This is a genomic window from Alteromonas sp. BL110 (genome assembly GCF_003443615.1).
In the GTDB taxonomy this organism is placed as follows: Bacteria; Pseudomonadota; Gammaproteobacteria; order Enterobacterales; family Alteromonadaceae; genus Alteromonas.
On the sequence record NZ_CP031967.1, the window covers coordinates 3,395,902 to 3,419,593 of the forward strand.

The following is a 23,692-nucleotide window of genomic DNA, read 5'->3' on the forward strand; positions in this document are numbered from 1 at the left end:
GTTTAACAAATTTTAATTGTCGATAACTGAGAATAGGTACTATTGACGCGCAGAGTACCGTCAATAACGTTTAGACAAGTTTTAGCCTAAATAAGGATGGTCTAAGCTCATAAGCGCTTCATCATTTTCCATCTGCTGTGCTAACCAGTGACAGAAAAGGGCGATGCGCTTTTTACGTGGTGAATTCTGAAGGTATACAAAATGAGATTTCCAACGAACCGGGTGAGGTATATTAAAAGGAACAACAAGCTGACCTGATTTAACATACTGACCGATCATTATGTCTGATGCCAGCATTACACCTTGTCCAGTTAACGCTGCGCTCAATGCTAAGTCACTGGAAGAAATTTCCGTTTTTTTTAGGTTTTTATTAGCAATATCAATACTGCAATGCTCAAAATAGCTTTCCCAATTAGCTCTATCTCCAAAAGCTAGGGAAAGTAATCTGGCATTTAGTAAATCATTAGGGGTATTTAACGTAATAGTTCGTTTATAGTCGGGTGAACACACCGGGACAATTCCGTTTTCACCAAATTTATGTACTTCTAAGCCAGCCTCCATAATTGAAGACGTCGATGTACTAAAACGAATTGCTATATCTATCTTTCCATCATGTAAGCTTTCTATCTTATTTGAAGCAAAAGTATTGATATTGATGTCTGGATACTGGTTAAAGAATTTAAATAAATTTGGTAACAGCCACAAAGCACAAAACGCCTGTGTAGTACTCACCGTCAAACTACCTTCTAATGGCTCTTCTTGAACTTTGTTTAAACCGTTTATAATTTCACTAAAGCCATTTCGACAAGCTTCAAAGAGTATTTGTCCTTGAGAAGTCAGTAACATCCTTCTTGCGCTACGCCTGAAAAGTTTAACCTGCAAATTCTGCTCTAATTGACGCATCTGCTGACTAATTGCAGCTTGCGTAATGCATAGCTCATCAGCAGCCTTGCTGTAACTTTCATGCCTAGCGGCCACTTCAAAGCAGTGCAAATTATTTAACCACTTTAGTCTTCTATCCATAGTCATAATATAAGTTCATCTAATATTAGAAATTAACTTTTATCGTTGGTCATGTAAAGCTCGATAATAGAAGATAGTTTTAAATACATTCAATAAGGCTTATATGAAAAAGTTCCCTGAAATCGAGAAAAGAGTAGAATTAGATTCGTTGCAGGTCGATAAAAACAAAGGTGTTGCTACTAGTGAAGAAAGCTTTGAAGTTATCGGCTCAAACGGGGAAGACCTAAAAAAGTCGTCACAAATAGCGTGTTTGGAACAAAGTAGTGACGTATTCAAGTTGAACAGTAAAAACTTACTATCGGTTATTGGGAATAAGCTCTGTTTATCGATGCTAAGCGCATTTAAGTAATTTAATTCGCCGTCTAGCTGAGAAAGGGTTTTAGTAAGTCTATGGCGAATATTGCCTATTGGAATGTGTTCGCTATTTCATTATTGGACAATGGATTTTAAGACATTAGAATTGTGGTATTACGCATAATTTCCGTAAATACCTAGCTAGTAATAGCAGTCATTGGTGCATGAAAGTGTTCACGCTATTTAGAACGAATTAAAAGGCAAGCGAATCATTCAGGGACGAAACTCACTATGTTGAATAAACTGTTACTTATCTTAGTCGTTGCTTTTGGCGTAAAACTTTACTTCGAAAACAGCAGCCACCAATTCTCAGACACTCCGTCGGAACGAAATCAACTTCCCACTCAAGAGCTTCTTAAACAAGATTCTTTTACTAAACCTGACCGCGTTTCTTTTATGTGCGACGGGCGACAATATTGTAGTCAAATGGCGTCGTATGAAGAGGCAAAGTATTTTCTGAAAAATTGCCCCAATACGAAAATGGATGGTGATGACGATGGCATTCCATGTGAGAGTCAATTTCGAAGGTTTGACTAATCGCTGAGTGGCTGACAGTCGAATTAAAAGACCCTCGATAATTGGTCGATTCAATTATCGAGGGTCAGAGTACTTCTATCGAGGGTCAGAGTACTTTAATATATTAGTGTGCGTGTTGCTTACTTATGACGCTTACGCAATACATTAAGCGCATCGTTTAGCGACATATCACTGGCCTGAAGCAGTACCGTTAGATGATACAACAAATCAGCGGCTTCGTTTTTAAGCTCTTCTTTGTCGTGCACAGTAGCTGCTAGTGCGGTTTCAACGCCTTCTTCACCTACCTTCTGAGCTATACGCTTAATGCCTTTGTTGTAAAGACTAGCTGTGTAGCTGCTCTTTGGATCGGCATTTTTACGGGCAGCTAAAACGCGCTCTAAGTCAGCTAGAAACGTAAAGGCTGGCGTACTGCCGTCAAACCAACAGCTTTCAACGCCTGTGTGGCAGGTTGGGCCGTTAGGGTTGGCTAGTACCAACAGTGAATCTTGGTCGCAATCGCAGGCTACGCTTACTAAATCTAGCGTGTTACCTGAGGTTTCACCCTTGGTCCAAAGACGCTGCTTCGAGCGGCTAAAAAAGGTCACTTTACCCGTTTCAAGAGTTTTTGCTAGCGCATCTCGGTCCATGTAGCCCTGCATTAATACTTTGCCCGACAGTGCGTCTTGCACTATGGCAGGTAGCAGGTTATCCATTTTGTCCCAAGCCAGTTTATTGCTGTTTTCATTAGTAATGATCACGGGTTTACTCCTTCTGCTTGCGCCGTTAATCCGTGACGCTTACGCATGGCAACGCCATTGCTGGTTAATTCTGCTTTTAGCTCGTCAATATTGATGATGCCCTTGTGAAATACCGATGCTGCAAGTGCGCCATCTACATCAGCTTGTTGGAACACGTCAGTAAAGTGAGTAATTTCGCCTGCACCACCCGATGCAATAAGAGGCACCTCACAGACATCGCGCACGGCTTTAAGCTGCTTCACATCATAACCTTTACGCACGCCGTCTTGGTTCATGCAATTCAGTACAATTTCACCTGCACCGCGCGACTGAACTTCTTTAATCCAGTCGATGGTTTGCCACTGGCTTTTCTGTGTACGAGCTTCATCACCGGTGAATTTGTATACTTCATATTGGTCGGTTGCTTCGTTATAGAAACTGTCGATACCAATTACTACGCACTGTTGTCCATACACATCGTGAAGCTGATTAATAAGCTCCGGGTTGTTAAGGGCAGGGGAGTTAATTGAAATCTTATCTGCACCCATTTCTAAAATGCGCCCAGCGTCTTCAATGCTTTTAATGCCGCCAGCTACGCAAAACGGGATATCAATAACCTGTGCAATTCGGCTTACCCAGCTTTTGTCTACCACGCGGGCGTCAGAACTTGCGGTAATATCGTAAAATACCAACTCGTCGGCGCCAGCTTTTGCGTATTGCTCGGCAAGAGGCACAATATCACCGATAATTTCGTGGTTTCTAAACTGGACGCCTTTAACGACTTTGCCATCGCGTACGTCCAAACAAGGAATTATGCGCTTTGCCAGCATGCAATAGCCTCCTTCACCGTGAATTTACCTTCAAGTAATGCGCGACCTAAAATTACGCCACCAACGTTAGTCGGCTTCAAGGCTTCGATATCAGCAATACTGCCAATACCGCCAGATGCTTGCCAGCTTACATTAGGGAAACGGGCTGCCATTTCTTGATACAACTCGGTATTCGCGCCTTGTAGCGTACCGTCGCGACTAATGTCAGTGCATAGTACATGCTTTGCGCCTACTGTAGCGAAGTCTTCAAGTAAGCCTTCAAGGGCTACACCAGAGTTTTCCTGCCAGCCGTGAGTAGCAATAAGCTTTTCACCGCTGTCGCTAATATTGATATCAAGGGCTAAAACAATGTGCTCTGGACCGTATTTTTCTACCCAAGACTTCACTAGTTCAGGTTGCTTAACGGCCAACGAGCCAATAACCACACGGCTGACGCCAGTTTCAAGTAACTGCGCCACTTCTTCTTCGCTACGAATACCGCCGCCAGCTTGAAACTTCATGCGCTTGGTATCGACCATAGACTTAATCAGTGAAAGCTGACGTTTACTGGTGTCTTTAGCGCCTGTAAGGTCAACAATGTGTAGCCAAGTTGCGCCTTGGTCAGCATAGTCGTGAACCACGTTTACTGGGTCAAGTTCGTATTGGGTTTTTTGCTCGTAGTCACCTTGATAAAGGCGGACTACATGTCCTTCAATAAGATCAATCGCTGGAATAATCATTATAGGTTCACAAAGTTAGTCAGTAGTTGTGCTCCGGCTTCGCCAGAACGCTCTGGGTGGAATTGCACCCCGTAAAAATTGTCTTTATTTATGGCCGCAGAAAACGTATTGCCATAAGTGCAGCTTGCAAGCGTATGCTCGTATTCAGGAACGGCAAAACTGTGCACAAAGTAAAAGTAGGTATCTTGTGGGATGCCCTTAAATAAACTTTCTTCTTTATGAACCACTGTGTTCCAACCCATATGAGGTAAGCGTACGCCTTTTGATTCCATGCGAGCCACATGACCTGGCATAAGGTTCAAACAGTCGATGTTACCTGTCCCTTGAAAACCACCTTCGGCACTGGTTTCAACCATAAGTTGCATGCCTAAACATACGCCGAGCACAGGTTGGGTTAGCGCTTGCAGGGATTCCACTAGCGCTTTTTGCCTAATGCTTGCCATAGCCGCTGCTGCGGTACCAACACCTGGTAAAAACACTTTGTCAGCGCTTTTAATCACGTTTACATCGTCCGATACGTCTACTTCAACACCTAGGCGTTCAAGGGCAAAGCGTACCGACGAGATATTAGCGCAGCCTGTATTTACTATGACTATCTTTTGTCGCTGGCTAGTGTTTACCACTGACATTACAGTGCTCCTTTACTGCTTGGTAGCGCGTCACCCTGGCGTGTAATAGCTTGACGAAGAGCGCGGCCAAAGACTTTGAACAAGCTTTCTACTTGGTGGTGTGCGTTACCTTCGCTGGTGGATAGGTGAAGCGACAGTCCCATGCTTTGTGCAATCGAGTAGAAAAAGTGCGGTACCATTTCTGTAGCCATTTCGCCTACTTGGTCGCGACTAAATTCAGCGTCGAATTTAAGGTGCGGTCGATTTGAAATGTCCATAATACATTCAGCTCGGCACTCATCCATTGGCAATGCAAAGCCAAAGCGTCCAATTCCACGTTTGTCGCCCAAAGCCTTTTTAAGGGCTTCGCCGAGTGCAAGCGCTGTATCTTCGATACTATGGTGATCGTCAATGTGCAAGTCGCCGTTGGTCGTAAGAGTTAGCTCAAAACCACCGTGGGTAGCAATTTGGTCAAGCATGTGGTCAAAAAAGCCCATGCCAGTTTGAATCGTCGACTTCGCCTGTGAGTCAAGATCAACACGCACTCGAATATCGGTTTCAGAGGTGGTACGTACTACCTCTGCAATACGCGATGATGCCAATAAGCTTTTCTGAATATCGTTCCAGTTTAAGCTCTCGCGGTTATATTGGAAGCTGCGAATACCCATATTTTCGGCAAGCTGAACGTCAGTAATTCTGTCACCGATCACAAATGAACGAGTGAAGTCGACTTTACCTTTCTGCAAATATTCCTGGACCAAACCAAGCTTTGGCTTGCGGCACGTACAGTTGTCAGCATCAAAATGTGGGCAAATAAGCACATCGTCAAACACTACGCCTTGGCTTTCGAAAATGGCCATCATGGCTTTGTGTGGCTTGTTGAAGTCTTCTTGAGGGAAGCTGTCTGTGCCCAATCCGTCTTGATTACTTACCATAACGAGTTTAAATCCGGCCGCTTTAAGCTTAAGCAATACGGGAATTACGTTTGGCTCGAAAACTAATTTTTCTAGGCTATCTAATTGCTTATCAATCGGCGGCTCTTCAACAAGTGTACCGTCGCGGTCGATAAATAAAATGGCTTGCTGACTCATGCCGCATCCTCACTATTTTTAAATTCGTTAATCAACTGCATTAAACGCTGATTTTGTTCTTCGGTGCCGATGCTCACGCGTAAACAGTTTTGTAAGTTAAGCTGTTTTGATTGGTCGCGAATTAGCATGCCTTGGCTTACCAAGTATTGCATTAGGGCTGGCGCTTTTGCGTAGCGGAATAAGATAAAGTTTGCTCGCCTGTCGCCCACTAATTCAAAGCCTTCAATTGCTTTTAAGGCTTCAGCTAATGCTTCTTTTTCACGGTTGAGTGTTGCAACTTGCAGCTCAAGTAACGTTAATGACTCTGCCGACAGTGCTTTTGCAGCAATTTGTGCAACCGGTTCTGGAATAGGGTAGGGTGCAATTACTTTTAACAGTGCCTGAATGACTGGAGCTTGAGCAAGGGTAAAACCACAGCGAAGTCCTGCCAGCGCAAACGCTTTCGACAGCGTACGAAGTACAACTAGGTTCGGGTAGTTGTTTATTTCATTTGCCCACGTATTGTCAGCATCAAACTCAATATATGCTTCATCTACCACCACTAAAGCCTTATCAGCAAAGTGATTAAGTACGGTTTTTATGTCTTCGCGCGCAACCGGTGTACCGGTTGGATTGTTCGGTGCGCAGATAAAAATCACGTTCACGTCTTCTTCAGCGCAAACGGCATTTACATTCAAGCTGAAATCATCGTTTAAAGGTACTTTTTTAATGCCCACATCGCAGGTTTCAGCGCTGATGGCATACATACCGTAGGTAGGCGGGCAAATCAGAATTTTGTCTTTACCCGGCGTACAGAAGGTACGAATAAGCAGTTCAATACCTTCGTCGGCACCACGAGTCACAATAAGCTGTGATTTATCTAGCTCTGCATAGTTTGCGTAACCGCTTACTACTGCTTCAGGCTGACAAGACGGATACCGGTTAAAGTTACTGCTATCTACGCAGTATTCGTTAGCATAAGGTGATTCGTTGGCATTAAGCCAATCTTGACCACCGGAAAACAAACGACGTGCCGACTCGTAAGGCTTTAACGGCACTAAGTTTTCGTTAATCAAGTTATCGATAAGTGCCGACATCAGGCGTCTCCTTGCTGAAGGGCCTGCATACGAAGTGCAACGGCCTGCTCGTGCGCATCTAACCCTTCTGCTGCGGCTAGTGCCATAATCGCTGGACCTAAATTGCGCATGCCGTCTTTACTTAGTTCTTGAATCGTGTAGCGGCGCATAAAGTCCAAAAGACCAAGACTAGAGTAATTCTTAGCATAGCCGTATGTGGGCAGCACGTGGTTAGTACCGGACGCATAGTCCCCAGCTGACTCTGGTGACCAAGGGCCTAAGAAAATCGAGCCAGCGTATTTAATTTTTGGTAAATAATCACGGGCGTTTTCTATTTGCACAATTAAGTGTTCAGCCGCGTAGGCGTTACTGGCTTCGATAGCTTGTTCAATTGAATCAGCCAAAATATAGCGTGCATTTTCCATCGCGGGGCGTGCAATCTCAGCGCGAGACAGCGTAGCTAATTGACGCTCAACCGCGGCTTTTGCTTCTTCAATGAGCGTCGTACTGTTCGATACTAAAATGGCTTGTGAATCAGGGCCGTGCTCGGCTTGAGAAAGTAAGTCTGCCGCTACAAACTCAGGGTTTGCGAATTCATCGGCTAGAACCAATACCTCTGACGGGCCCGCCGGCATATCGATAGCTGCACCATCTGCACGTTGGCTAACTTGCTGTTTAGCTTCGGTCACAAAGCTATTGCCTGGGCCGAAAATTTTATCAACCTGCGGAATAGTTTCAGTACCTAATGCCATGGCTGCAACCGCTTGTGCTCCGCCACATAAGAAGATCTTATCAATGCCACATTTTCTTGCTGCATAAGCAATTTCAGGCGCGATAAGCTGTTCTTTGTTTGGCGGTGTGCAAAGCAATTTATTTTCACAACCTGCTACTAGCGCTGGTACGCCGAGCATTAGCACAGTTGAGGGAAGCGGTGCGCTACCTCCTGGGATATAAAGACCAACCGCGTCAAGAGACGTAAAGCGAAGCTCGCATTTAACCCCAGGTGTGGTGGTGAGTGCAATATCACTAGGAACTTGCGCTTCGTGGAAGGCTTTAATGTTGTTAAACGCCGTGTCGATAGCGCTTGCTACTTCTGGCGTTACTTTAGCCGCAAGGGCGTCGATATTTTCTTGCGAGAGCACAAGGTTAGTTAGGTCGGGGCAATCGAACTTGCGAGTATAGTCGAGTACTGCCGCATCACCTTCCGCTTCAACGCGGGCGATAATGTCGCCCACGGTTTGCTTTAACTGTTGGCTATTGGCCATAGCCGGGCGGGCTAGCGCCTGTTTTTTCTCATTTGCCGAGAGAGATGACCAAGTAATCATAATCGTCTGCCTTTTAGCCCATCATTTTTTCGATTGGCATTACAAGAATAGAGCTACAACCAAGGGCTTTAAGCTTTTCCATGGTTTCCCAGAATAAGGTTTCTGTAGAAACTACGTGGATAGCAACTTGCTCTTCATTTCCAGCAAGTGGAAGCACCGTTGGGTTTTCAGCACCTGGAAGTAAGCTTTTAACCTGCTCTAAATACGCTTTTGGCGCGTGTAGCATGATGTATTTACTTTCTTTGGCTAGCAATACACCGTCAACACGAGGCATTAGGCGATTAACCAATGTTACTTTCTCGTCACTCAGTTCGCCGTCGGTACGCTTAATAAGTACTGCCTTACTGCGGAAGATTACGTCTTTTTCCACGAGACCATTTGCTTCTAGCGTTGCACCTGTTGATACCAAGTCACAAATGGCGTCAGCGACACCAGCACGCGGAGCAACTTCCACTGAGCCCTGCAGCATTACAGCTTTGGCGTTAATGCCCTGGTCTTTGAAATAGCGTTCAAGAAGATAAGGGTAAGTAGTTGCTACTTTTTTGCCTTCTAAAGACTTAATGCCGTCATAATCCATTTCATTGGGTACGGCAATTGATAGTCTGCAGCCGCCGTAGTCTAAACGACGTAATACTTCATACTCGAACGGTTTACCTGCCGCTTTGCGTTCCAGCATTTTTTCTTCAAGCTCGTTTTCACCAATGAAGCCAAGGTCACAAACGCCGTCCATAACAAGGCCTGGAATATCGTCGTCACGTACGCGAAGTAAATCGATTGGCTCGTTCGTTGAGTGCGCAATCAGCAGGCGATCACGAATGTTCAATTTAATGCCGATAGCTTTAAGAAGCGCGATGCTATCATCACTTAAGCGACCTGATTTTTGTACGGCAATTCGAAGTCTGTTGCTGTTACTCATTGAAACGTTCCTTACACGTTGTATTTTAACTTTTGATTGCGCCTAAAACGAAAAACCCCCGGAAGTTTCCTTCCGAGGGTCGAGAATTTTTCTATCTGCGCCGTTGGAAGGAAATATAGACCTTCCAGCACGAACCTGAAAGGTTATGCTTTGTGATGGTGGTGATGTTTCGCTGCGCAGTTAATCATTTTGGTGAATCTAATTCCTAATTTCGAACGGCTGAAACATTAGCGGTTTGAGCATCGATTTGCAAGGCAAAAGTGAACTCTTTTGATACATTAACTCTAAATTAATATACATATAATAAAACAATTCGTTATGAACGAGTTGTGAACCATAATTTTAAGCGCCACTTTGCCGATAAATTATATAACACGTACACGTTTTAGGAGGGCGTATGAGCAACGATTTACTGTTTCCCATTTTGCCTCGCAATACTAAAGTGCCGGTGGAACCCGATGAGCGGGTGAAGAAAGTGCAGAAAACGAAGAAATCTGAGCATCTTAGTGAGGGGGAGCGAGATAACTATCAAGATGTTAAGCGTACTGAAGTGATTGATGCGTCAGCCGAGAGCACAAAAGACAAAGAACGAGACAACAGCAGCGGCGGGCTCAAGCACATTGATATTGATGTCTAAGGTACCCTGTTAGTATCAAGTTTCATCTGCAGTTAGCGCTTCAAATAACGCTTCTATTTGCCCGGTGACTTTGTGCTTTGGTAGATAGAAGGGCAGCGGCACACGCCTAGAATGAGACTCTTTCACCTTCACTGTAGCACTTATATAGCTTTCTAACACTGGCAACCCTTGTTGCTTGAGCGATTGTACTAGTTCTGTAGGCAGTTTTGCCTGACTATTAAATTGATTGACTACAATGCCCAATAGCTTAAGTTCTGGGTTATGGTCCTCTTTAAGTTCTGTTGCATTGTCAAGTAAGTGATCGATAGCTTGTGCCGAAAAGTCATCACAATCAAAAGGTACACAAAAGCCATCTGCAGCAATAAGTGCCGCTTTGGAATAAAAGTTAAAATTAGGAGGCGTATCGATAAAAATGTTTTCGAATTCGCCCTTTAGCTCTTTCAATGCATCTCTGAGTTTGAAAATTTTGTACCGAGATTCGAGTTCTCGCTCGACGTCACTTAAGGCTGGTGAGGACGGCATGACGAAGAGGTTTTCAAAAGGCGTGGGGTGAACGAACGCATTAGGTTTTTTTGCGGTTCTAAATATTCCCACCACTTGTTTGAACATATCGGACACGGTAAGGCTTTTCTCGGTGGCGTCAAACCCCGCGTAATGAGTACTGTTTCCTTGGGCGTCTAAGTCTACTAATAAGGTTTTGTAACCCAGTTTAGCGCTTTGCGCCGCTAAATTAGTGCTAACAGTTGATTTACCTACGCCACCTTTTTGATTAAACACCACGGTTATCATAAGAAATCCCTTTATTTGAAGTGATTAAAATATGCCCAATTAATGGTGTTTATGCAAAACATTGTTTGAGGTTTAATGCCAACCACACTCGGCAGGTTCAAAGCAAAAAGTGCTAGCGGGTGATGATTTGAATAGTGTTGAAACAGTGGGCGTGGCCACACCAGCACTTGTTGCTATTAATATAACTATTTTTATCTAGAGTTATGGTGCCAATTAAACGCAATTAAGCAGTAATTGCACCTCCCATAGAGGTAGGAGAAAGAGGGCAGGGAAAAAAGCAAAGTGTATTTAATAATATGTTTACTCTTTTTACCCTGCTGTTATTAGGAATTAACGGTTAAACCTACAGTGCTTGTTAAATCTTCTCGCACTGAGCAAGCCCACGGCGAGAAGAAAGAGTGCAAACGTAGAGGGGGCATTGACTTCAGTTGAAGATGAGGTGGTAGCAAACGAACTTGCAAGTATGATCTCTCCGTTAACAATGGGGTTATTAGTTAAACTGAGCACTGGCCCGTTAAGCGGAGTGCCTGTGGGGAAGAGTGCATCGTAGAGTGCGTTTAACGAGAAATCCTCAAATGATACTCTAACCGCATTTCTAGACTCGGTACATGTAGAGTCAGAGCAAGTTCTCTCAACTTCATTAACGAATATACCCAAGCCGAAGTCGGCAATATTCAAACCAGCAAATAAAGACTGATTTTCAAGTGCCGTAGCCTTTACGCTGTTTCCCCAGAGACCTACCTCCAGATCCACAATGTCCGACGAACCCGCACTAGATAGGCTTGCGTTCGAACCGGATGTGGCGCTTCCTTCAATTCGCGACCAAGTTGAAAGTACGTCAGCACTAAGCGTTAGAAAGCCACTTACTCCAAGTAAGTCTGAAAATAAGTTGAGACTAAGATCGTTAACGGTTCCCCGGCCGGACGTAAAAAAGTTTGCGAGAACAAAACTCGTTAAAGAGGACTGAGATTCGCCTTCAATAATGGCTGTAGAGGCCGATGCATCAAACTGCGTTACGTCAATAGGGGTACCGAAAGAGCCTGAAGAATTAGCACTTCCACCCGCAACGGTTCGAGTTTGTAAATAATTTTCAGGTGCATTTCCACTAGTGTGAGCTAATTTGATAGTGGAACTAGCAATTGCTGTGACTACATTTCCTACATTGCTAGTAATGGAAAGGTCGACATGGACTGCATTCCCATAACTGCTGCTGATTATTGCTGCGTTTGATGAAAAACTAATTGTTGCCAAAGCGAACAATGCGCTCGACAATATTGTTCTTGCTACTGCTCTTATCGCTTTTTTGTGTCGTGGTTGCATAATGAAACCCTCGTTTATGGCTTAGCGTATTGCTAAGCGAGCCTTTTACAAATAAAGCGTAGTAACGAGTGTTCGATTCAGTTATGAGGGTTTCCCCCTAAAATTTAACTTTCGTATACAAGGCGGTGTTAAAAGAAGCTATGCGGGTGACACGATGCTGCTTATTTATGTGGTGTTAACTGTCTAAATATTTAGATTGGTAGTGGACATTCTATGCCGCAAAAATGAAACGGCCCCTTGTATTTGAGAGGCCTTCGGTTAATTGGAGCACTAATCGCTAATGCGAGTAGGCTCGGTTAGGGCGTATCAGTTCAGTTCTTTATCTACCCAGAACTTAGTGCCTTTTACAGTAGCCTGTAAAGTAAGACCGCTTTCCGTCATAGTGTAAACCGTTACATTGCCAAGATAACCTTCGCCTTCTGCAGATGCGCCTTTATTACCCGCTTTTGCCGCTACATCTGCATTTCCGCCTACAGTCCAACCATTCTCAATAAAATAGCTCATCGCCTTTTGAGTATGGAAGACCATTACCACGCGGTAATCTTTAGCGCCTAACCCTAAACCAACACCACCCTCAGCCATATTCATATATGTTTTTGCACCGGTGACGTTATTGTTCACCACCCCGTAGCCTGTGCCTGCGGCCACAAAAAACACATTAATGTTGGCGTTAGTGAATACGGCGTAGCCTGCCGCGTCCCCTATTTGAGAGCGAGTATCTGGCTTCTCCGTATAAAGGCGTGCCAACGCATTCTCTTGCATGTCTAAGATCGCTTGTTGCTTTTCAGCAACAGTACCGTCTCCCATAGACGCACAAGCAGCTAATGCCAAAACAGCAGCCATAAATACAGACTTAATCGCTAACTTACTAATTTTCATGCAATTCTCCTTAGCATGTCAGTGTTTTATCTATCTGCGATAGAAGACATTACCTACCGCTAGTAATTCAATAAAAAACCGTTTTTATTTACGTTACATGACTTGTACGCAAAAAGTGTGCTAAGTGGAACATTCAAACTTAAATTAGGAAAAAGCTAAATGCGGTAAAAAATTCTCTTAAGTCAAGGTTCACCATTCGATTTCAAGTTCTAGCGCGCCGGGATGATCGGTTTGACCGACCATTTCCTCATACGGTGTACTCTGTCGAAGCCAGACGTGCTCAAACGCCTGAGAGTCGAAATGTACTCTAATTTCATTCAAGCAGTGAAACGTTTTAGGTTGCGACTTTTTGTCTCTAACTAATCTGCGTGATGCACCCATACCCGTAGCAGCAAGGTAGTTACCACCTTCTAATGACTCAATGTATAAATTCATAATATTGCCCTCGTTAGGTCGCAGCTAACTTTGGCTGCGTCATAGTATTAATTAGTCGAAAACAGTCACAATGATCATTAATTTTGTGTCATGAACGTTTTGATTTACCGTCATTAGAACCCCGAACCTTGGAGGCAGAAAAGAGCTTGCTGGAAGCAAACCGTAACAGCGAGCGTTACCACCATGTGTTTGTGCACACCATAACTCCAGCCTTGTGCAAACTATCGTGTACTTGCTTTTTATCTTCCGAGTTAAGAAATGCGCCCAACTCAAACTGCTGCACAGGGGTTTGTAAAATTAATCGTGAAATCCGTTTTAAGCTTGTGTCCTTTTGATAAAACAAAGACGTATCTGGACGGGGGAAGCATAAGCTGGTGCCGTTAGAACAAGAAATAAGGATGCGATCATCCATAACTAAAATTGTTTCCCATCGGTAGGTAGCTTTAGACACCAAGTACATAACTAGCGCTAGCAGCCCAACTTCTAACCCTGCAAACGGCAAGATAACCCAGGCACCAACTATTGACCACGCAATAGCAATCAGACCAATAAACAAAGCAAACACCATAATTAGGTATTTAGTCTGCCGCCATGTTGCTGAGCGGTTTGGCGAAAGATGCAGTTGCAGCCGCTGCTCAAATGTAGATACTTCAACCATATTTTACAAAGTACGGTATATGATAATTGTGTAAGTAAAAGTTTATACGTTACGAGCCCACAATAGTTTGAAAAATGTACGGGTGTGAATGATTAACGTATCAAGCGAATTTATTTTCTGACAATTACCACGGTTTTGTCGTAAGGACGTGTGTGATCTCTTTTATAAAGCGCCAAACGGGCAAATTAATTTTAGTTTTACTTTTTCTTATCTGGGGGAGCCTTTTATTGTCTCAGCCCGCACTCATTGAGCTTGTTAGGGAGTTTGGACTTTTCAGCGGGCTAGGTGTGATAGGGGCTATATTTGCAAACGCTACAGGCGCCGGTGGCGGTGTGGTGTTCGTTCCGTTTTTTAACTATCTGTCTTTCTCATCTCAAAGCGTAGTGGCAACTAGCTTTGCCATTCAATGTTGCGGTATGACCGCTGGCGCATTAACTTGGGCGGCGTATTATAAAAGACAGCATAGGCACGATGACTACTGGAAAGCGCTCCCGAGCGCGCTAATGCTAACCATTCCTTCATCAATTTGCGGCATAGGATTCGCTCAGTACTCGTCGCAAAGCATACTTCTGCTCGAACACTTGTGGGGCGGAGCTAATAACCTTCATATCGCTTTTGGCAGTTTTTCCGTAGTTTTGGCGATCGCAATTTTTGCGTCTATTCCATTAATGAAGCGCACTCATTTTAATAAGGATTTATTAACTAGGGACTTAGTCTTTATGCCCTTTATCGGTTTTCTGGGCGGAATTATTACGGCGTGGCTTTCAGTGGGAGTGGGTGAGCTAGTGGCTGTTTACCTTATTATTCGTGGGTTTAATGTCACCATGTCTATCGCTATCGCGGTTATTCTATCGGCGTTTACCGTGTGGTCTGCATTGCCGTACCACGCTTTTATAAATCCTTCGGTGGTATGGCAGGTTGTTTTGTTTGCCGGCGCGGGCGCGGTAATCGGTGGAATAATTGCCAAATATGTAGTTTTGGCATTTTCTGCTCAACGCTTAAAACTTTTTTTCGGCATGTGGGTACTAATTTTAGGCATTACAAGTTTACCAATATTTTAAGCGTGGCTATCGCTGCTAAATATAGTAGTCATTGCGGTTGTGCTTATAATGCAAATACTTCTTCAAAAACGCTAATCTGCACAAGGAAAGATAAGATGGATATCAATCCTGTTCCCCAGAAACGCTTTAACGTGCTTCAGCCAGAATGGTCATCTCATGCGGTTATTTATCAAGTAAACACTCGGCAGTTTTCAAAAGAAGGAAATTTTGAGGGAGTAAGAAAGGGACTTGCACATATTAAATCCCTTGGAGCGGATATTGTTTGGCTTATGCCGGTTCACCCTATTGGTGAAAAAAACAGAAAAGGAGCGCTTGGCAGCCCCTATGCTGTTAAAGACTACTTGGCCATTAGCCCAGAGTTTGGTAGCGAAGAAGATTTCAAAGCGCTGGTGGACGAAGCGCACCGACTATCGCTCAAAGTCATTATAGACTGGGTACCAAATCACAGTGCATGGGATAATCAATTGGCTGAACAACACCCTGAGTGGTACGCCAAAGATTATAAAGGCGATTTTCGTCCCTCGCCGTGGTGGGATTGGAGCGATATTATTGAGTTCGATTATGAACAAATTGGCCTTCGAAAATACATGATTAATGCATTGTGTTATTGGGTTGAAAAGTTCAACATCGACGGCTTTCGCTGTGATGTAGCAGGCTACGTGCCCAACGACTTCTGGCGTCAAGCCGTTGAGATACTCAACGCAATCAGGCCGGTCTTTATGCTGGCTGAATGGGAGAATCGCGACCTTCACGAAAGTGCGTTCAATATGACATACGCATGGAGCTGGAATGAAACACTTCATGAACTCGCTCACGGAAGGTGCTCGCTAGATAGGTTGCGCAAGTATTATTCGTGGAACGAGCGCAGCTGGCCAGCCTCTGCCTATAGAATGACCTTTGTTAGTAATCACGACAAAAATGCCTGGGATGGCACACAGCGAGAGCAATTTGGTGATGCACTTGAAGCCTGCGTTGTGTTGTCCGTCATCGGTGAGGGAATGCCGCTCATTCACAACGGGCAGGAAGCTGGAGAAACTAAGCGTTTAGCGTTTTTTGAGCGCGATCCAATATACTGGCAAGAACATGAAATAGGCAACTTGTACCGCAAGCTAATTAAACTCAAAAAATCTAAAGCCGTGCTAGGAAATGGAGAGTATGGCGCAAGAATGATTCAGGTCCCAAACTCAAAAATGGACAAGGTTTTTAGCTTCGTGCGTCATAACGAGCGAGAAAAAGTGTTTGTTGTGATTAACTTTTCCAACGAATTTATCGCTACTACATTCAAAGAAGAGTTATTTGAAGGAGAGTATGAAGATTGGAAAAGTGGGATGAAGAAGGTATTTACTGCTGACAAAGAGATTACGTTGCCGCCATGGCAGTTTAGAATTTGGCTGACACCCTAACCGACTGAAAGGTGCTCTTTGCTTTAGAGCATGTATATTTTTTCATTTTTTATGAGCACCTCTAATACCTTCGAATTTAGAGAAATTTTACAAATACAAGATTGATGCATTCTATCGCCTGTATATGCTGTTAATCGCCTGAACGCGCAGCCTTAACCCCTTTTTAACCCCTCTAAAAATATTATTAAGCGCCTCATTACTCTGACATTCCTTGCGTATTTCCCGATTCGTGAATACTTTTAATGTAGTAAATATTAAGGATAACTTTATGAAAATAAAACGAGAGCAATTTGTAGCCGTCTTATTGGCTGTGGCGTTTGTTACCGGTTGTGAGCAACAACCTAGTGAACCTCAAGGGGAGTTTCCAGGGGCTCGTTTGGCAGAGGTTTCTTATATCAATGTTGCAGCGAGCAGACACAACATAGATAGTCATTCGCAAGGACGGGTAACTGCTTCCAAAGAAGCAGAAGTTCGTCCTCAGGTAAGTGGTATTATCCAACAGCGCTTATTTACCGAAGGTGAAATCGTCGAGAAAGGGCAAACGCTCTATCAAATAGACCCAGAAACCTATCAAGCCGCTTATAACGAAACGTTTGCTTCATTAAGCAACGCGAAAGCCGCTGAAGCGACTGCAAAGCTTAAAGATGAGCGCTATGCTAATTTGCTTGAGATTGAAGGTATTTCTCAGCAAGATGCAGATGATGCTCATGCCGAGTACCTTGAAGCGAAAGCCAATGTCGACATGTACGAAGCGGCACTAGAAACAGCAAAAATAAACCTCCAATACACTAAGGTTTTAGCACCTATTAGCGGTCGCATTGGTATATCTTCAGTAACGCAAGGCGCGTTAGTCACCGCTCAACAAGATTCAGCGTTAGCCACCATTCGAACGTTAGATCCTATTTATGTAGACATTGTAAAGAGCAGTAAAGCTTTACTAAGGCTGCGAAAAATAATTAGTAAGGAAAATATACAAGAAGGGACTGCAGAGGTAACGTTAACGCTAGAAGATGGTAGTGACTATGAATTGACTGGCGAACTCAAAATGCAAGAAGTTGCTGTTGATGCGTCTACGGGCTCAGTGACTTTGCGTGCGGAGTTCCCTAACCCTGACGGTGTACTGCTACCAGGTATGTTTGTACGCGCTATTGTCAGCGACGCGGTAGACGAAAACGCCATTTTAGTTCCTCAACAGAGCATTTATCACAGTGCGACAGATGAGGCTTACGCTTATGTAATCAACCAAGATAACCAGGTAGAAAAGCGCAGTGTAAAAACTGCGGTCGCGATTGGCAATCAATGGGTCATTATTGATGGTTTAAAAGTTAATGATAAGTTACTTGTTGAAGGCGCCGGGAAGGTAGGCCCTGGTAGTGAGGTTATACCTGTTGAGGTTAAAGTAGATAGCAATGGCTCTATTATCTATGACAGCAATAACCTCTCTGACCAAGTTACAACAGGGAGTCACTAATCCATGCTTGCACGCTTTTTTATCGATCGCCCTGTTTTCGCTTGGGTCATATCTATCGTCATTATGCTGACGGGTCTGGCATCGATAATGTCATTGCCCATCGCTCAATATCCCAGTGTAGCTCCGCCAGTTATCAGCGTAAGCACTACCTATACTGGGGCCGATGCGCAAACAGTAGAAAACAGTGTTACACAAATTTTAGAGCAGCAATTAACAGGTCTTGATGGATTACTGTATTTTTCATCGTCAAGTACATCAGACGGATCGGCTTCAGTAGATATTACCTTTGAACAAGGCACCGATGCTGACTATGCGCAGGTACAAGTACAAAATAAGGTAGAGCAGGTCACCTCCCGTTTTCCTGAGTCTGTTCAGTCTGCGGGCGTTACCGTCACAAAGTCAAATTCCGATTTTCTACTTGTAGTATCTGTTTTCGATAGCAGTGACCAATCTAGTGCAGCGGATATCTCAGATTATATTTCTTCCAATATAGAAGACTCGCTAGCACGTGTAGAGGGGGTAGGGGATACCCGGGTATTTGGTGCCGAACACGCTATGCGCATTTGGCTTGACCCAACAAAGTTGGTCGCTTATGAGCTTATGCCGTCTGATATATCAAGCGCTTTAACGGCTCAAAATGTTCAAATCGCTGCGGGCAGCTTGGGCGCGAGCCCCGCACCGCCAAATCAAGAGCTAAACGCAACGGTAACGGCGCAGTCTATGCTGTCGAGCCCCGACGAGTTTCGCAACATTATTGTAAAATACAATGCTACGGGTGCGAACGTTTTATTAGGTGATGTCGCCAGAGTGGAAATTGGAAGCGAGAGCTATGGCTTATATTCCCGCTTAAACGGGCATCCTGCATCGGGTATCGCAATAATGCTTTCTTCGGGAGCCAATGCATTAGACACCGCCACCGCTGTAAAAAACAAGGTAGCAGAATTAGCTGAGAATCTACCATCCGGATACGATATAGCATTTCCCAAAGACAGTACCGAATTTATTAAGATATCGATTACCGAAGTGGTACACACGTTAGCAGAAGCTATAGTTCTTGTCGTTTTAGTGATGTTTGTATTCTTACAAAATTGGCGAGCAACGCTTATCCCAGCTATCGCTGTTCCGGTTGTTCTTCTCGGTACTTTCGGCGTCCTATCAGCTTTTGGCTTTTCCATTAATACGTTAACAATGTTTGGCATTGTACTGTCAATAGGCTTGTTAGTAGATGATGCTATTGTGGTGGTTGAGAACGTTGAGCGATTAATGGAAGAGGAAAACCTCTCGCCGCGGGATGCGACGATAAAGTCTATGTCAGAAATTACAGGCGCACTGATAGGGATAGCAGTAGTCCTATCTGCTGTATTTCTTCCGATGGCGTTTTTTGGAGGCTCTACAGGTGTAATCTATAAACAGTTCTCAGTGGCAATTGTATCGTCCATGATACTATCAGTTGTGGTGGCATTAACGCTCAGTCCGACACTGTGTGCAACGCTTTTGAAGCACAAGTCCCACGATACAAACTCTGCTAAAGAACGCGCTAACGGTAGACGTATGAGCCTTTTCGCTAAATTTAACGCAATGTTCGACAACTTAACAAAGTCCTACTCAAGCAAAGTTAAAGGGGTTGTTAGCAAAAAAGTAAGTGCTTTAGTGGTGTATGTAGCCATAGTGGGTGCTCTTAGCGTTTTGATTGTTCGCATGCCTACAGGCTTTTTACCGAATGAAGACCAAGGAAGTATTATGTTTCAGGTTAACCTTCCTCAAGGTGCTTCAATTAGACGAACCAATGAAGTTGTCGGGCAGGTTGAAGACTATTTGTTAAATGAAGAGAGCGAAATTGTTGATAAAACTTTCTCTATCGCGGGATTCAACTTTTCTGGTACGGGGCAAAATGCAGGTATGGGCTTTGTTTCGATGTATTCATGGGACGATCGCACCGAAGATGATGAAAGTGCAGATGCGCTTATCAATCGTATCAACAGAAACTTATCTAGTATTCGCGACGCCAGCGTGTTTGCGTTAAATCAAGCGGTTATTCAGGGGCTAGGTCAAAGTAACGGTTTCACCTTTGAGTTACAGGCTGCGTCTGGAACAACTCGTGAAGAACTCACTGCACTGAAAGCCGAATTAGTAAAGCGGGCACAGCAAAGTGAGTTATTAACGAGCATCCGTGAAGGAGCTCTTAGCGATACGCCGCAGCTTGATATTGACATTGATAATGCCAAAGCAAGTGCACTCGGTCTGTCGATGTCCGATATATCAAATACGTTAACAGCCGCGTGGGCTGGAAGCTATATTAATGATTTCATAGACGATGGTCGTGTAAAAAAGGTCTATATCGAAAGTGAAGCTGAGTACCGTTCAAAACCGCGAGATTTAAACGAGTGGTATGTGCGTGGAACGAATGCGGATGGTGAAAGTACAATGACGTCATTCGAGACATTTAGCAGCTATTCTTGGACGAGTGCGCCGCAAAGCTTATCGCGCTTTAACGGTATAGCTTCTTACCAAATTCAAGGCGCTGCTGCTAGCGGTGTTAGTTCAGGTGACGCAATGGCGGAGATGGAAAGACTAGCTGATGAAGTGGGGCAGGGAAAGCTAGCATATTCATGGAGCGGACTGTCTTACCAAGAAAAGATCGCTGGTGGACAATCGACCATGCTCTACGCAATTTCTATACTTGTTGTTTTCTTAGCTCTAGCTGCATTGTACGAAAGCTGGTCGGTGCCGCTTTCCGTTATTATGGTTATACCTCTGGGTGTGATTGGAGCAGTGTTGGCGTCTACGTTAAGAGGGCTTGATAACGATATTTACTTTCAAGTGGCGCTGCTTACTACCATAGGCCTAGCGGCGAAAAATGCCATATTAATTGTAGAGTTTGCAGAGGAGTCTTATCAAAAGGGAATGTCACTGGTTGATTCAGCTGTCAATGCTGCAAGATTGAGACTCCGCCCAATTATTATGACTTCCTTAGCTTTCATGTTCGGCATTCTACCTCTAGCCGTTTCAAGCGGTGCCGGGGCCAATAGTCGTATATCTATTGGAACGGGTATTTTGGGAGGCACACTTACCGCAACACTAATAGGTATTTTTATGGTGCCCATGTTCTTCGTATTAATTCGCGGGCTATTTCCTGCTAGGCGCCCCGTATACGAGGATAATTTTAAAGAAGAAACGCGTATTAAAAGTGAACCGCTGAAGCAATTGGAAAACGGCAATGAATAAGTATTATCAGGTTAATAATGTTATGAAAAAAACAGCAGAATCCATTTTCTTGCCGACTCCCGTAACTAAACTTTTGCCTGTTGTTACAGCGTTGATTTTAGCGGGGTGTACGTCAATGGCACCAGACTATACGCGTTCTGATTCAGAGGTGGCCAACGATTGGCAGCTTGAGGAGGTGAGCCAAACTGAGGGACTGTCTAGGCTGCAGGCTTCAGACATTCCATGGCAAGATTTTATCAAAGACGAACGTTTGACACGCCTTATTGATATGGGGCTGAGTAGCAGTCGCACCTTGCGAGAAACCCTTGCCGACGTGGAGTCGGCGAGAGCGACTTATAGGATCCAAAGGTCAGATTTGCTGCCAGATGTGGATGTAAGTTTGGGAGCGAACAGGTCTAAGAGTTCATCCGGTGAAACGTCAACTACGTACGAAGCAGAAGCGGGTTTAAGTAATTATGAAATAGATTTGTTTGGTAAAAACCAAAGCTTAACGAATGCTGAAATGGAAGCGTATTTAGCAACGGCAGAGACGGCGAAAGCGGCGCGGATTTCACTTATTGGTGAAATAGCCAATGCTTGGCTGACATTAGCGGCGGATAGTAACTTGCTTCAACTGGCCGAGGATACCGCTAAGAATGCCAAGCAAGCAATGGAAATTACCAATAAGCGTCTGGCTTTCGGCGTTGATACACGTATTGACGTTTCGAGTGCGGAAACCATATATCATTCAGCTCGTTCTGATATAGCCAGTTATAAAACGCAGGTAGAACAAGATACCAATGCGCTTCGATTACTAGTAGGTGAAAGCATTGACGATAGCTTACTTGCATTCTCTTTGCCCGATAGTGATAGCTTAGTCACTGATGTTCCCGCGGGAATTTCTTCAGATGTGTTGCTTCAGCGTCCAGACGTATTGTCAGCTGAGCACAATTTGAAATCTGCGAATGCCAATATCGGCGCCGCCCGAGCCGCATTTTTTCCTACTGTTTCACTAACGGCTACAGGAGGGCTTGCCAGCTCAGTGTTAGCGGATATTTTTAGTGGAGGGGCAAGCACTATATGGAGTTTAGTGCCAAATATCAGCCTACCTATATTTGATGGTGGCGAGAACAAAGCTAATTTAGCTTATAGCGAAGCTCAACAGAAAAAGTATCTCGCAGCGTATGAATATGCTATTCAAAGCGCATTTACTGAAGTTGCCGATGCGCTAGCGAGAAGAGCGACAATACAAGATCAGCTTGATTCTGAAAATGAGCTCGTTACGGCATCAACTCGTAGTTACGAACTAACGTTAGCCCGCTATGAAAATGGAGTAGACAGTTTCCAAGAAGTATTAGAGGCGCAGCGAACTATGTATAGCGCAAGCCAGTCTCTCATAACTACTCGCCAAGCTGACTTAGCAAACCGTATCACTCTTTACAAAGTATTGGGTGGGGGGGGAGCGCCCATAGAGTAGTTTGAACATGTGGAATAAGTACTGGCTATCGCCCATAGCTCAAATAGCGGATTATCAACGATAGTTGATTAGCACTTATCCAAGTGATCGCTTATCTCCTATTTTTACTACAAAAAACAGAAGTTAATTTTTAGATTCTGTTTAAATGTAGAAGGAGGATTTATGAGTGCTAACGAATCTGGCGAACGGGAAAGTATTCGCTCTTTAGGTGTTCTTGCAGCAGTAAAAACGTCAATAGCCAATGGCGACCTTGATGAAGTAAAAGCAAGGCTTCAAGGTAAGTCGGTGGACAAGTTAGAAAAAGGCTACCTGATTGAGCTTGCACGCTTAAGTGGTAACCGTAAAATTGAAGAAGTGATTAAGTCCACGCCAGAAAGCTAGATATGTACCTAAGGTAAGCGTGTCCCCTCCCAAAACAGGAAGGGGGCACGTCTAAATTTATATCTACGCGTTTAGTGTTATTTAAGTTACTTCTGCATGTGCCTATTCTGTTTGAGGTTTTCAACCTCAGCTTCAACAGGCTTTTCGAGTTTTGACACCGCGTAGGCCACACCAAAACCTAAGCAACTTCCCACTAAAACATCTGATAAATGATGTGCATCACGCTTAGTTCTCGATCTTCCGATTACAGCCGTAGCAGCTAAGCCCGCCGTAGACGCAAGTAGAAGAGGTCCAGAAGTACGAGGTATACAGCCTGCCACTGCCGCTACTGCTGATGCGTGCCCTGAAGGCATAGAATTAAATTTGTCTTTCAACGCAGGCCCTTTGAGATCAGGGCCGGTCTCAGCACGAGGGCGCTTTCGCCCAATTAATCGCTTAAGTCCCGCATTAAGTAAGCCAGCCACTGAGGCTGATAAGGTCGATTTCAGAAGAAAGCGTTGTATTTTAGGAGCGTTCGTCATCTTAGATATTGCGTAGGCTGAACCTGTCATTGCTACGACAGATGGTGGCGTTGTGGCATTGCTCAATTTGCTAGATGTAACCAGATTGCCTTTATCGTTCGTTGTAGAAGCACCGTCCCCGTTCATTTTTCGCAGTGCTCGATACGCGAGTAAGCCTTTAATTCCTGTTGAAGCTAACATACAAAATTCCTTATTTTATAAAAGTGGTGAATCGCTGAGGAAGGTTAATGTCACGTGCAAGTTTAAAAGCACGCGCGTAAAACAAGCTGTTAAAAAATAAAA

General features: G+C 44.1%; 24 protein-coding genes and 1 other annotated feature. Of the genes, 9 read left to right on the forward strand and 15 right to left on the reverse strand.

Features of this window, described 5'->3' with window-relative positions:
- Nucleotides 1-81 precede the first annotated feature (81 nt).
- On the reverse strand, nucleotides 82-1,023 hold the full coding sequence (locus tag D1814_RS14635) for a LysR substrate-binding domain-containing protein (RefSeq protein WP_162889834.1): 942 nt from the start codon (nucleotides 1,021-1,023) through the stop codon (nucleotides 82-84).
- A 103-nt stretch (nucleotides 1,024-1,126) separates the two neighbouring features.
- Here D1814_RS14635 and D1814_RS14640 point away from each other — a divergent pair, with 103 nt between their 5' ends.
- Nucleotides 1,127-1,372 (forward strand): hypothetical protein, encoded by a 246-nt coding sequence (locus tag D1814_RS14640; RefSeq protein ID WP_118493501.1) that lies wholly within the window; start codon nucleotides 1,127-1,129, stop codon nucleotides 1,370-1,372.
- A 236-nt stretch (nucleotides 1,373-1,608) separates the two neighbouring features.
- Entirely contained in the window at nucleotides 1,609-1,914 is a 306-nt protein-coding gene (locus tag D1814_RS19495; RefSeq protein ID WP_205422063.1) for an excalibur calcium-binding domain-containing protein, read from the forward strand.
- A gap of 119 nt (nucleotides 1,915-2,033) precedes the next feature.
- Here D1814_RS19495 and hisIE read toward each other — a convergent pair whose 3' ends face one another.
- Genes hisIE through hisG form a run of 8 tightly spaced genes read right to left on the reverse strand, consistent with a single transcriptional unit; the run spans nucleotide 2,034 to nucleotide 9,174 of the window.
- Nucleotides 2,034-2,651 (reverse strand): bifunctional phosphoribosyl-AMP cyclohydrolase/phosphoribosyl-ATP diphosphatase HisIE, encoded by a 618-nt coding sequence (hisIE, locus tag D1814_RS14650; protein ID WP_118493503.1) that lies wholly within the window; start codon nucleotides 2,649-2,651, stop codon nucleotides 2,034-2,036.
- The gene (gene hisF / locus D1814_RS14655) at nucleotides 2,648-3,460 is read right to left on the reverse strand and encodes an imidazole glycerol phosphate synthase subunit HisF (protein ID WP_025255778.1); all 813 of its coding nucleotides are present in this window, start codon (nucleotides 3,458-3,460) and stop codon (nucleotides 2,648-2,650) included. Before hisF ends, hisIE begins: the two co-directional genes overlap by 4 nt.
- A complete protein-coding gene (gene hisA, locus D1814_RS14660; RefSeq protein ID WP_025255777.1) occupies nucleotides 3,442-4,179 on the reverse strand; it encodes a 1-(5-phosphoribosyl)-5-[(5-phosphoribosylamino)methylideneamino]imidazole-4-carboxamide isomerase in 738 nt (245 codons plus the stop codon). The genes hisF and hisA overlap by 19 nt, the downstream gene beginning before the upstream one ends.
- Nucleotides 4,179-4,808, reverse strand: a complete 630-nt coding sequence (gene hisH / locus D1814_RS14665) for an imidazole glycerol phosphate synthase subunit HisH (protein WP_118493505.1) — start codon at nucleotides 4,806-4,808, stop codon at nucleotides 4,179-4,181. Before hisH ends, hisA begins: the two co-directional genes overlap by 1 nt.
- The gene (gene hisB, locus D1814_RS14670; RefSeq protein ID WP_118493508.1) at nucleotides 4,808-5,878 is read right to left on the reverse strand and encodes a bifunctional histidinol-phosphatase/imidazoleglycerol-phosphate dehydratase HisB; all 1,071 of its coding nucleotides are present in this window, start codon (nucleotides 5,876-5,878) and stop codon (nucleotides 4,808-4,810) included. The genes hisH and hisB overlap by 1 nt, the downstream gene beginning before the upstream one ends.
- Complete coding sequence (gene hisC, locus D1814_RS14675) at nucleotides 5,875-6,954, reverse strand: histidinol-phosphate transaminase (protein WP_118493510.1); 1,080 nt, start codon at nucleotides 6,952-6,954, stop codon at nucleotides 5,875-5,877. Before hisC ends, hisB begins: the two co-directional genes overlap by 4 nt.
- On the reverse strand, nucleotides 6,954-8,258 hold the full coding sequence (gene hisD, locus D1814_RS14680; protein ID WP_118493513.1) for a histidinol dehydrogenase: 1,305 nt from the start codon (nucleotides 8,256-8,258) through the stop codon (nucleotides 6,954-6,956). Before hisD ends, hisC begins: the two co-directional genes overlap by 1 nt.
- Nucleotides 8,259-8,271: 13 nt before the next feature.
- Nucleotides 8,272-9,174, reverse strand: a complete 903-nt coding sequence (gene hisG / locus D1814_RS14685; RefSeq protein WP_118493515.1) for an ATP phosphoribosyltransferase — start codon at nucleotides 9,172-9,174, stop codon at nucleotides 8,272-8,274.
- Between the two features lie 50 nt (nucleotides 9,175-9,224).
- Nucleotides 9,225-9,342, reverse strand: a sequence feature (His leader region).
- A gap of 229 nt (nucleotides 9,343-9,571) precedes the next feature.
- Between hisG and D1814_RS14690 the strand changes: the two genes are divergently transcribed.
- A complete protein-coding gene (locus D1814_RS14690) occupies nucleotides 9,572-9,811 on the forward strand; it encodes a hypothetical protein (protein ID WP_118493517.1) in 240 nt (79 codons plus the stop codon).
- Nucleotides 9,812-9,826: 15 nt separating this feature from the next.
- Here D1814_RS14690 and D1814_RS14695 read toward each other — a convergent pair whose 3' ends face one another.
- The 5 genes from D1814_RS14695 to D1814_RS14715 all read right to left on the reverse strand — a co-directional run bounded on the left by D1814_RS14695 (nucleotide 9,827) and on the right by D1814_RS14715 (nucleotide 13,892).
- Nucleotides 9,827-10,600, reverse strand: coding sequence for a ParA family protein (locus D1814_RS14695; protein ID WP_118493519.1), 774 nt, complete (start codon nucleotides 10,598-10,600; stop codon nucleotides 9,827-9,829).
- 330 nt (nucleotides 10,601-10,930) lie between these two features.
- Complete coding sequence (locus D1814_RS14700; protein WP_118493521.1) at nucleotides 10,931-11,920, reverse strand: MYXO-CTERM sorting domain-containing protein; 990 nt, start codon at nucleotides 11,918-11,920, stop codon at nucleotides 10,931-10,933.
- A gap of 306 nt (nucleotides 11,921-12,226) precedes the next feature.
- Nucleotides 12,227-12,799 (reverse strand): YSC84-related protein, encoded by a 573-nt coding sequence (locus tag D1814_RS14705; protein ID WP_118493523.1) that lies wholly within the window; start codon nucleotides 12,797-12,799, stop codon nucleotides 12,227-12,229.
- 189 nt (nucleotides 12,800-12,988) lie between these two features.
- On the reverse strand, nucleotides 12,989-13,234 hold the full coding sequence (locus D1814_RS14710; protein ID WP_118493525.1) for a DUF6482 family protein: 246 nt from the start codon (nucleotides 13,232-13,234) through the stop codon (nucleotides 12,989-12,991).
- Between the two features lie 175 nt (nucleotides 13,235-13,409).
- Complete coding sequence (locus tag D1814_RS14715) at nucleotides 13,410-13,892, reverse strand: DUF2244 domain-containing protein (protein ID WP_118493527.1); 483 nt, start codon at nucleotides 13,890-13,892, stop codon at nucleotides 13,410-13,412.
- Between the two features lie 152 nt (nucleotides 13,893-14,044).
- Here D1814_RS14715 and D1814_RS14720 point away from each other — a divergent pair, with 152 nt between their 5' ends.
- The 6 genes from D1814_RS14720 (at nucleotide 14,045) to D1814_RS14745 (ending at nucleotide 22,889) form a co-directional block, all read left to right on the forward strand.
- Complete coding sequence (locus D1814_RS14720; protein WP_118493529.1) at nucleotides 14,045-14,953, forward strand: sulfite exporter TauE/SafE family protein; 909 nt, start codon at nucleotides 14,045-14,047, stop codon at nucleotides 14,951-14,953.
- Nucleotides 14,954-15,048: 95 nt separating this feature from the next.
- A complete protein-coding gene (locus D1814_RS14725) occupies nucleotides 15,049-16,356 on the forward strand; it encodes an alpha-amylase family glycosyl hydrolase (RefSeq protein WP_118493531.1) in 1,308 nt (435 codons plus the stop codon).
- 268 nt (nucleotides 16,357-16,624) lie between these two features.
- Nucleotides 16,625-17,827, forward strand: coding sequence for an efflux RND transporter periplasmic adaptor subunit (locus D1814_RS14730; RefSeq protein WP_118493533.1), 1,203 nt, complete (start codon nucleotides 16,625-16,627; stop codon nucleotides 17,825-17,827).
- A 3-nt stretch (nucleotides 17,828-17,830) separates the two neighbouring features.
- Nucleotides 17,831-21,052, forward strand: coding sequence for an efflux RND transporter permease subunit (locus D1814_RS14735; protein WP_118493535.1), 3,222 nt, complete (start codon nucleotides 17,831-17,833; stop codon nucleotides 21,050-21,052).
- 115 nt (nucleotides 21,053-21,167) lie between these two features.
- The gene (locus D1814_RS14740) at nucleotides 21,168-22,508 is read left to right on the forward strand and encodes an efflux transporter outer membrane subunit (RefSeq protein WP_232369033.1); all 1,341 of its coding nucleotides are present in this window, start codon (nucleotides 21,168-21,170) and stop codon (nucleotides 22,506-22,508) included.
- 162 nt (nucleotides 22,509-22,670) lie between these two features.
- The gene (locus tag D1814_RS14745) at nucleotides 22,671-22,889 is read left to right on the forward strand and encodes a hypothetical protein (protein ID WP_118493538.1); all 219 of its coding nucleotides are present in this window, start codon (nucleotides 22,671-22,673) and stop codon (nucleotides 22,887-22,889) included.
- Between the two features lie 86 nt (nucleotides 22,890-22,975).
- Here the strand turns inward: D1814_RS14745 and D1814_RS14750 are convergent, their stop codons facing one another.
- On the reverse strand, nucleotides 22,976-23,590 hold the full coding sequence (locus D1814_RS14750; protein ID WP_118493540.1) for a phosphatase PAP2 family protein: 615 nt from the start codon (nucleotides 23,588-23,590) through the stop codon (nucleotides 22,976-22,978).
- Nucleotides 23,591-23,692 lie beyond the last annotated feature (102 nt).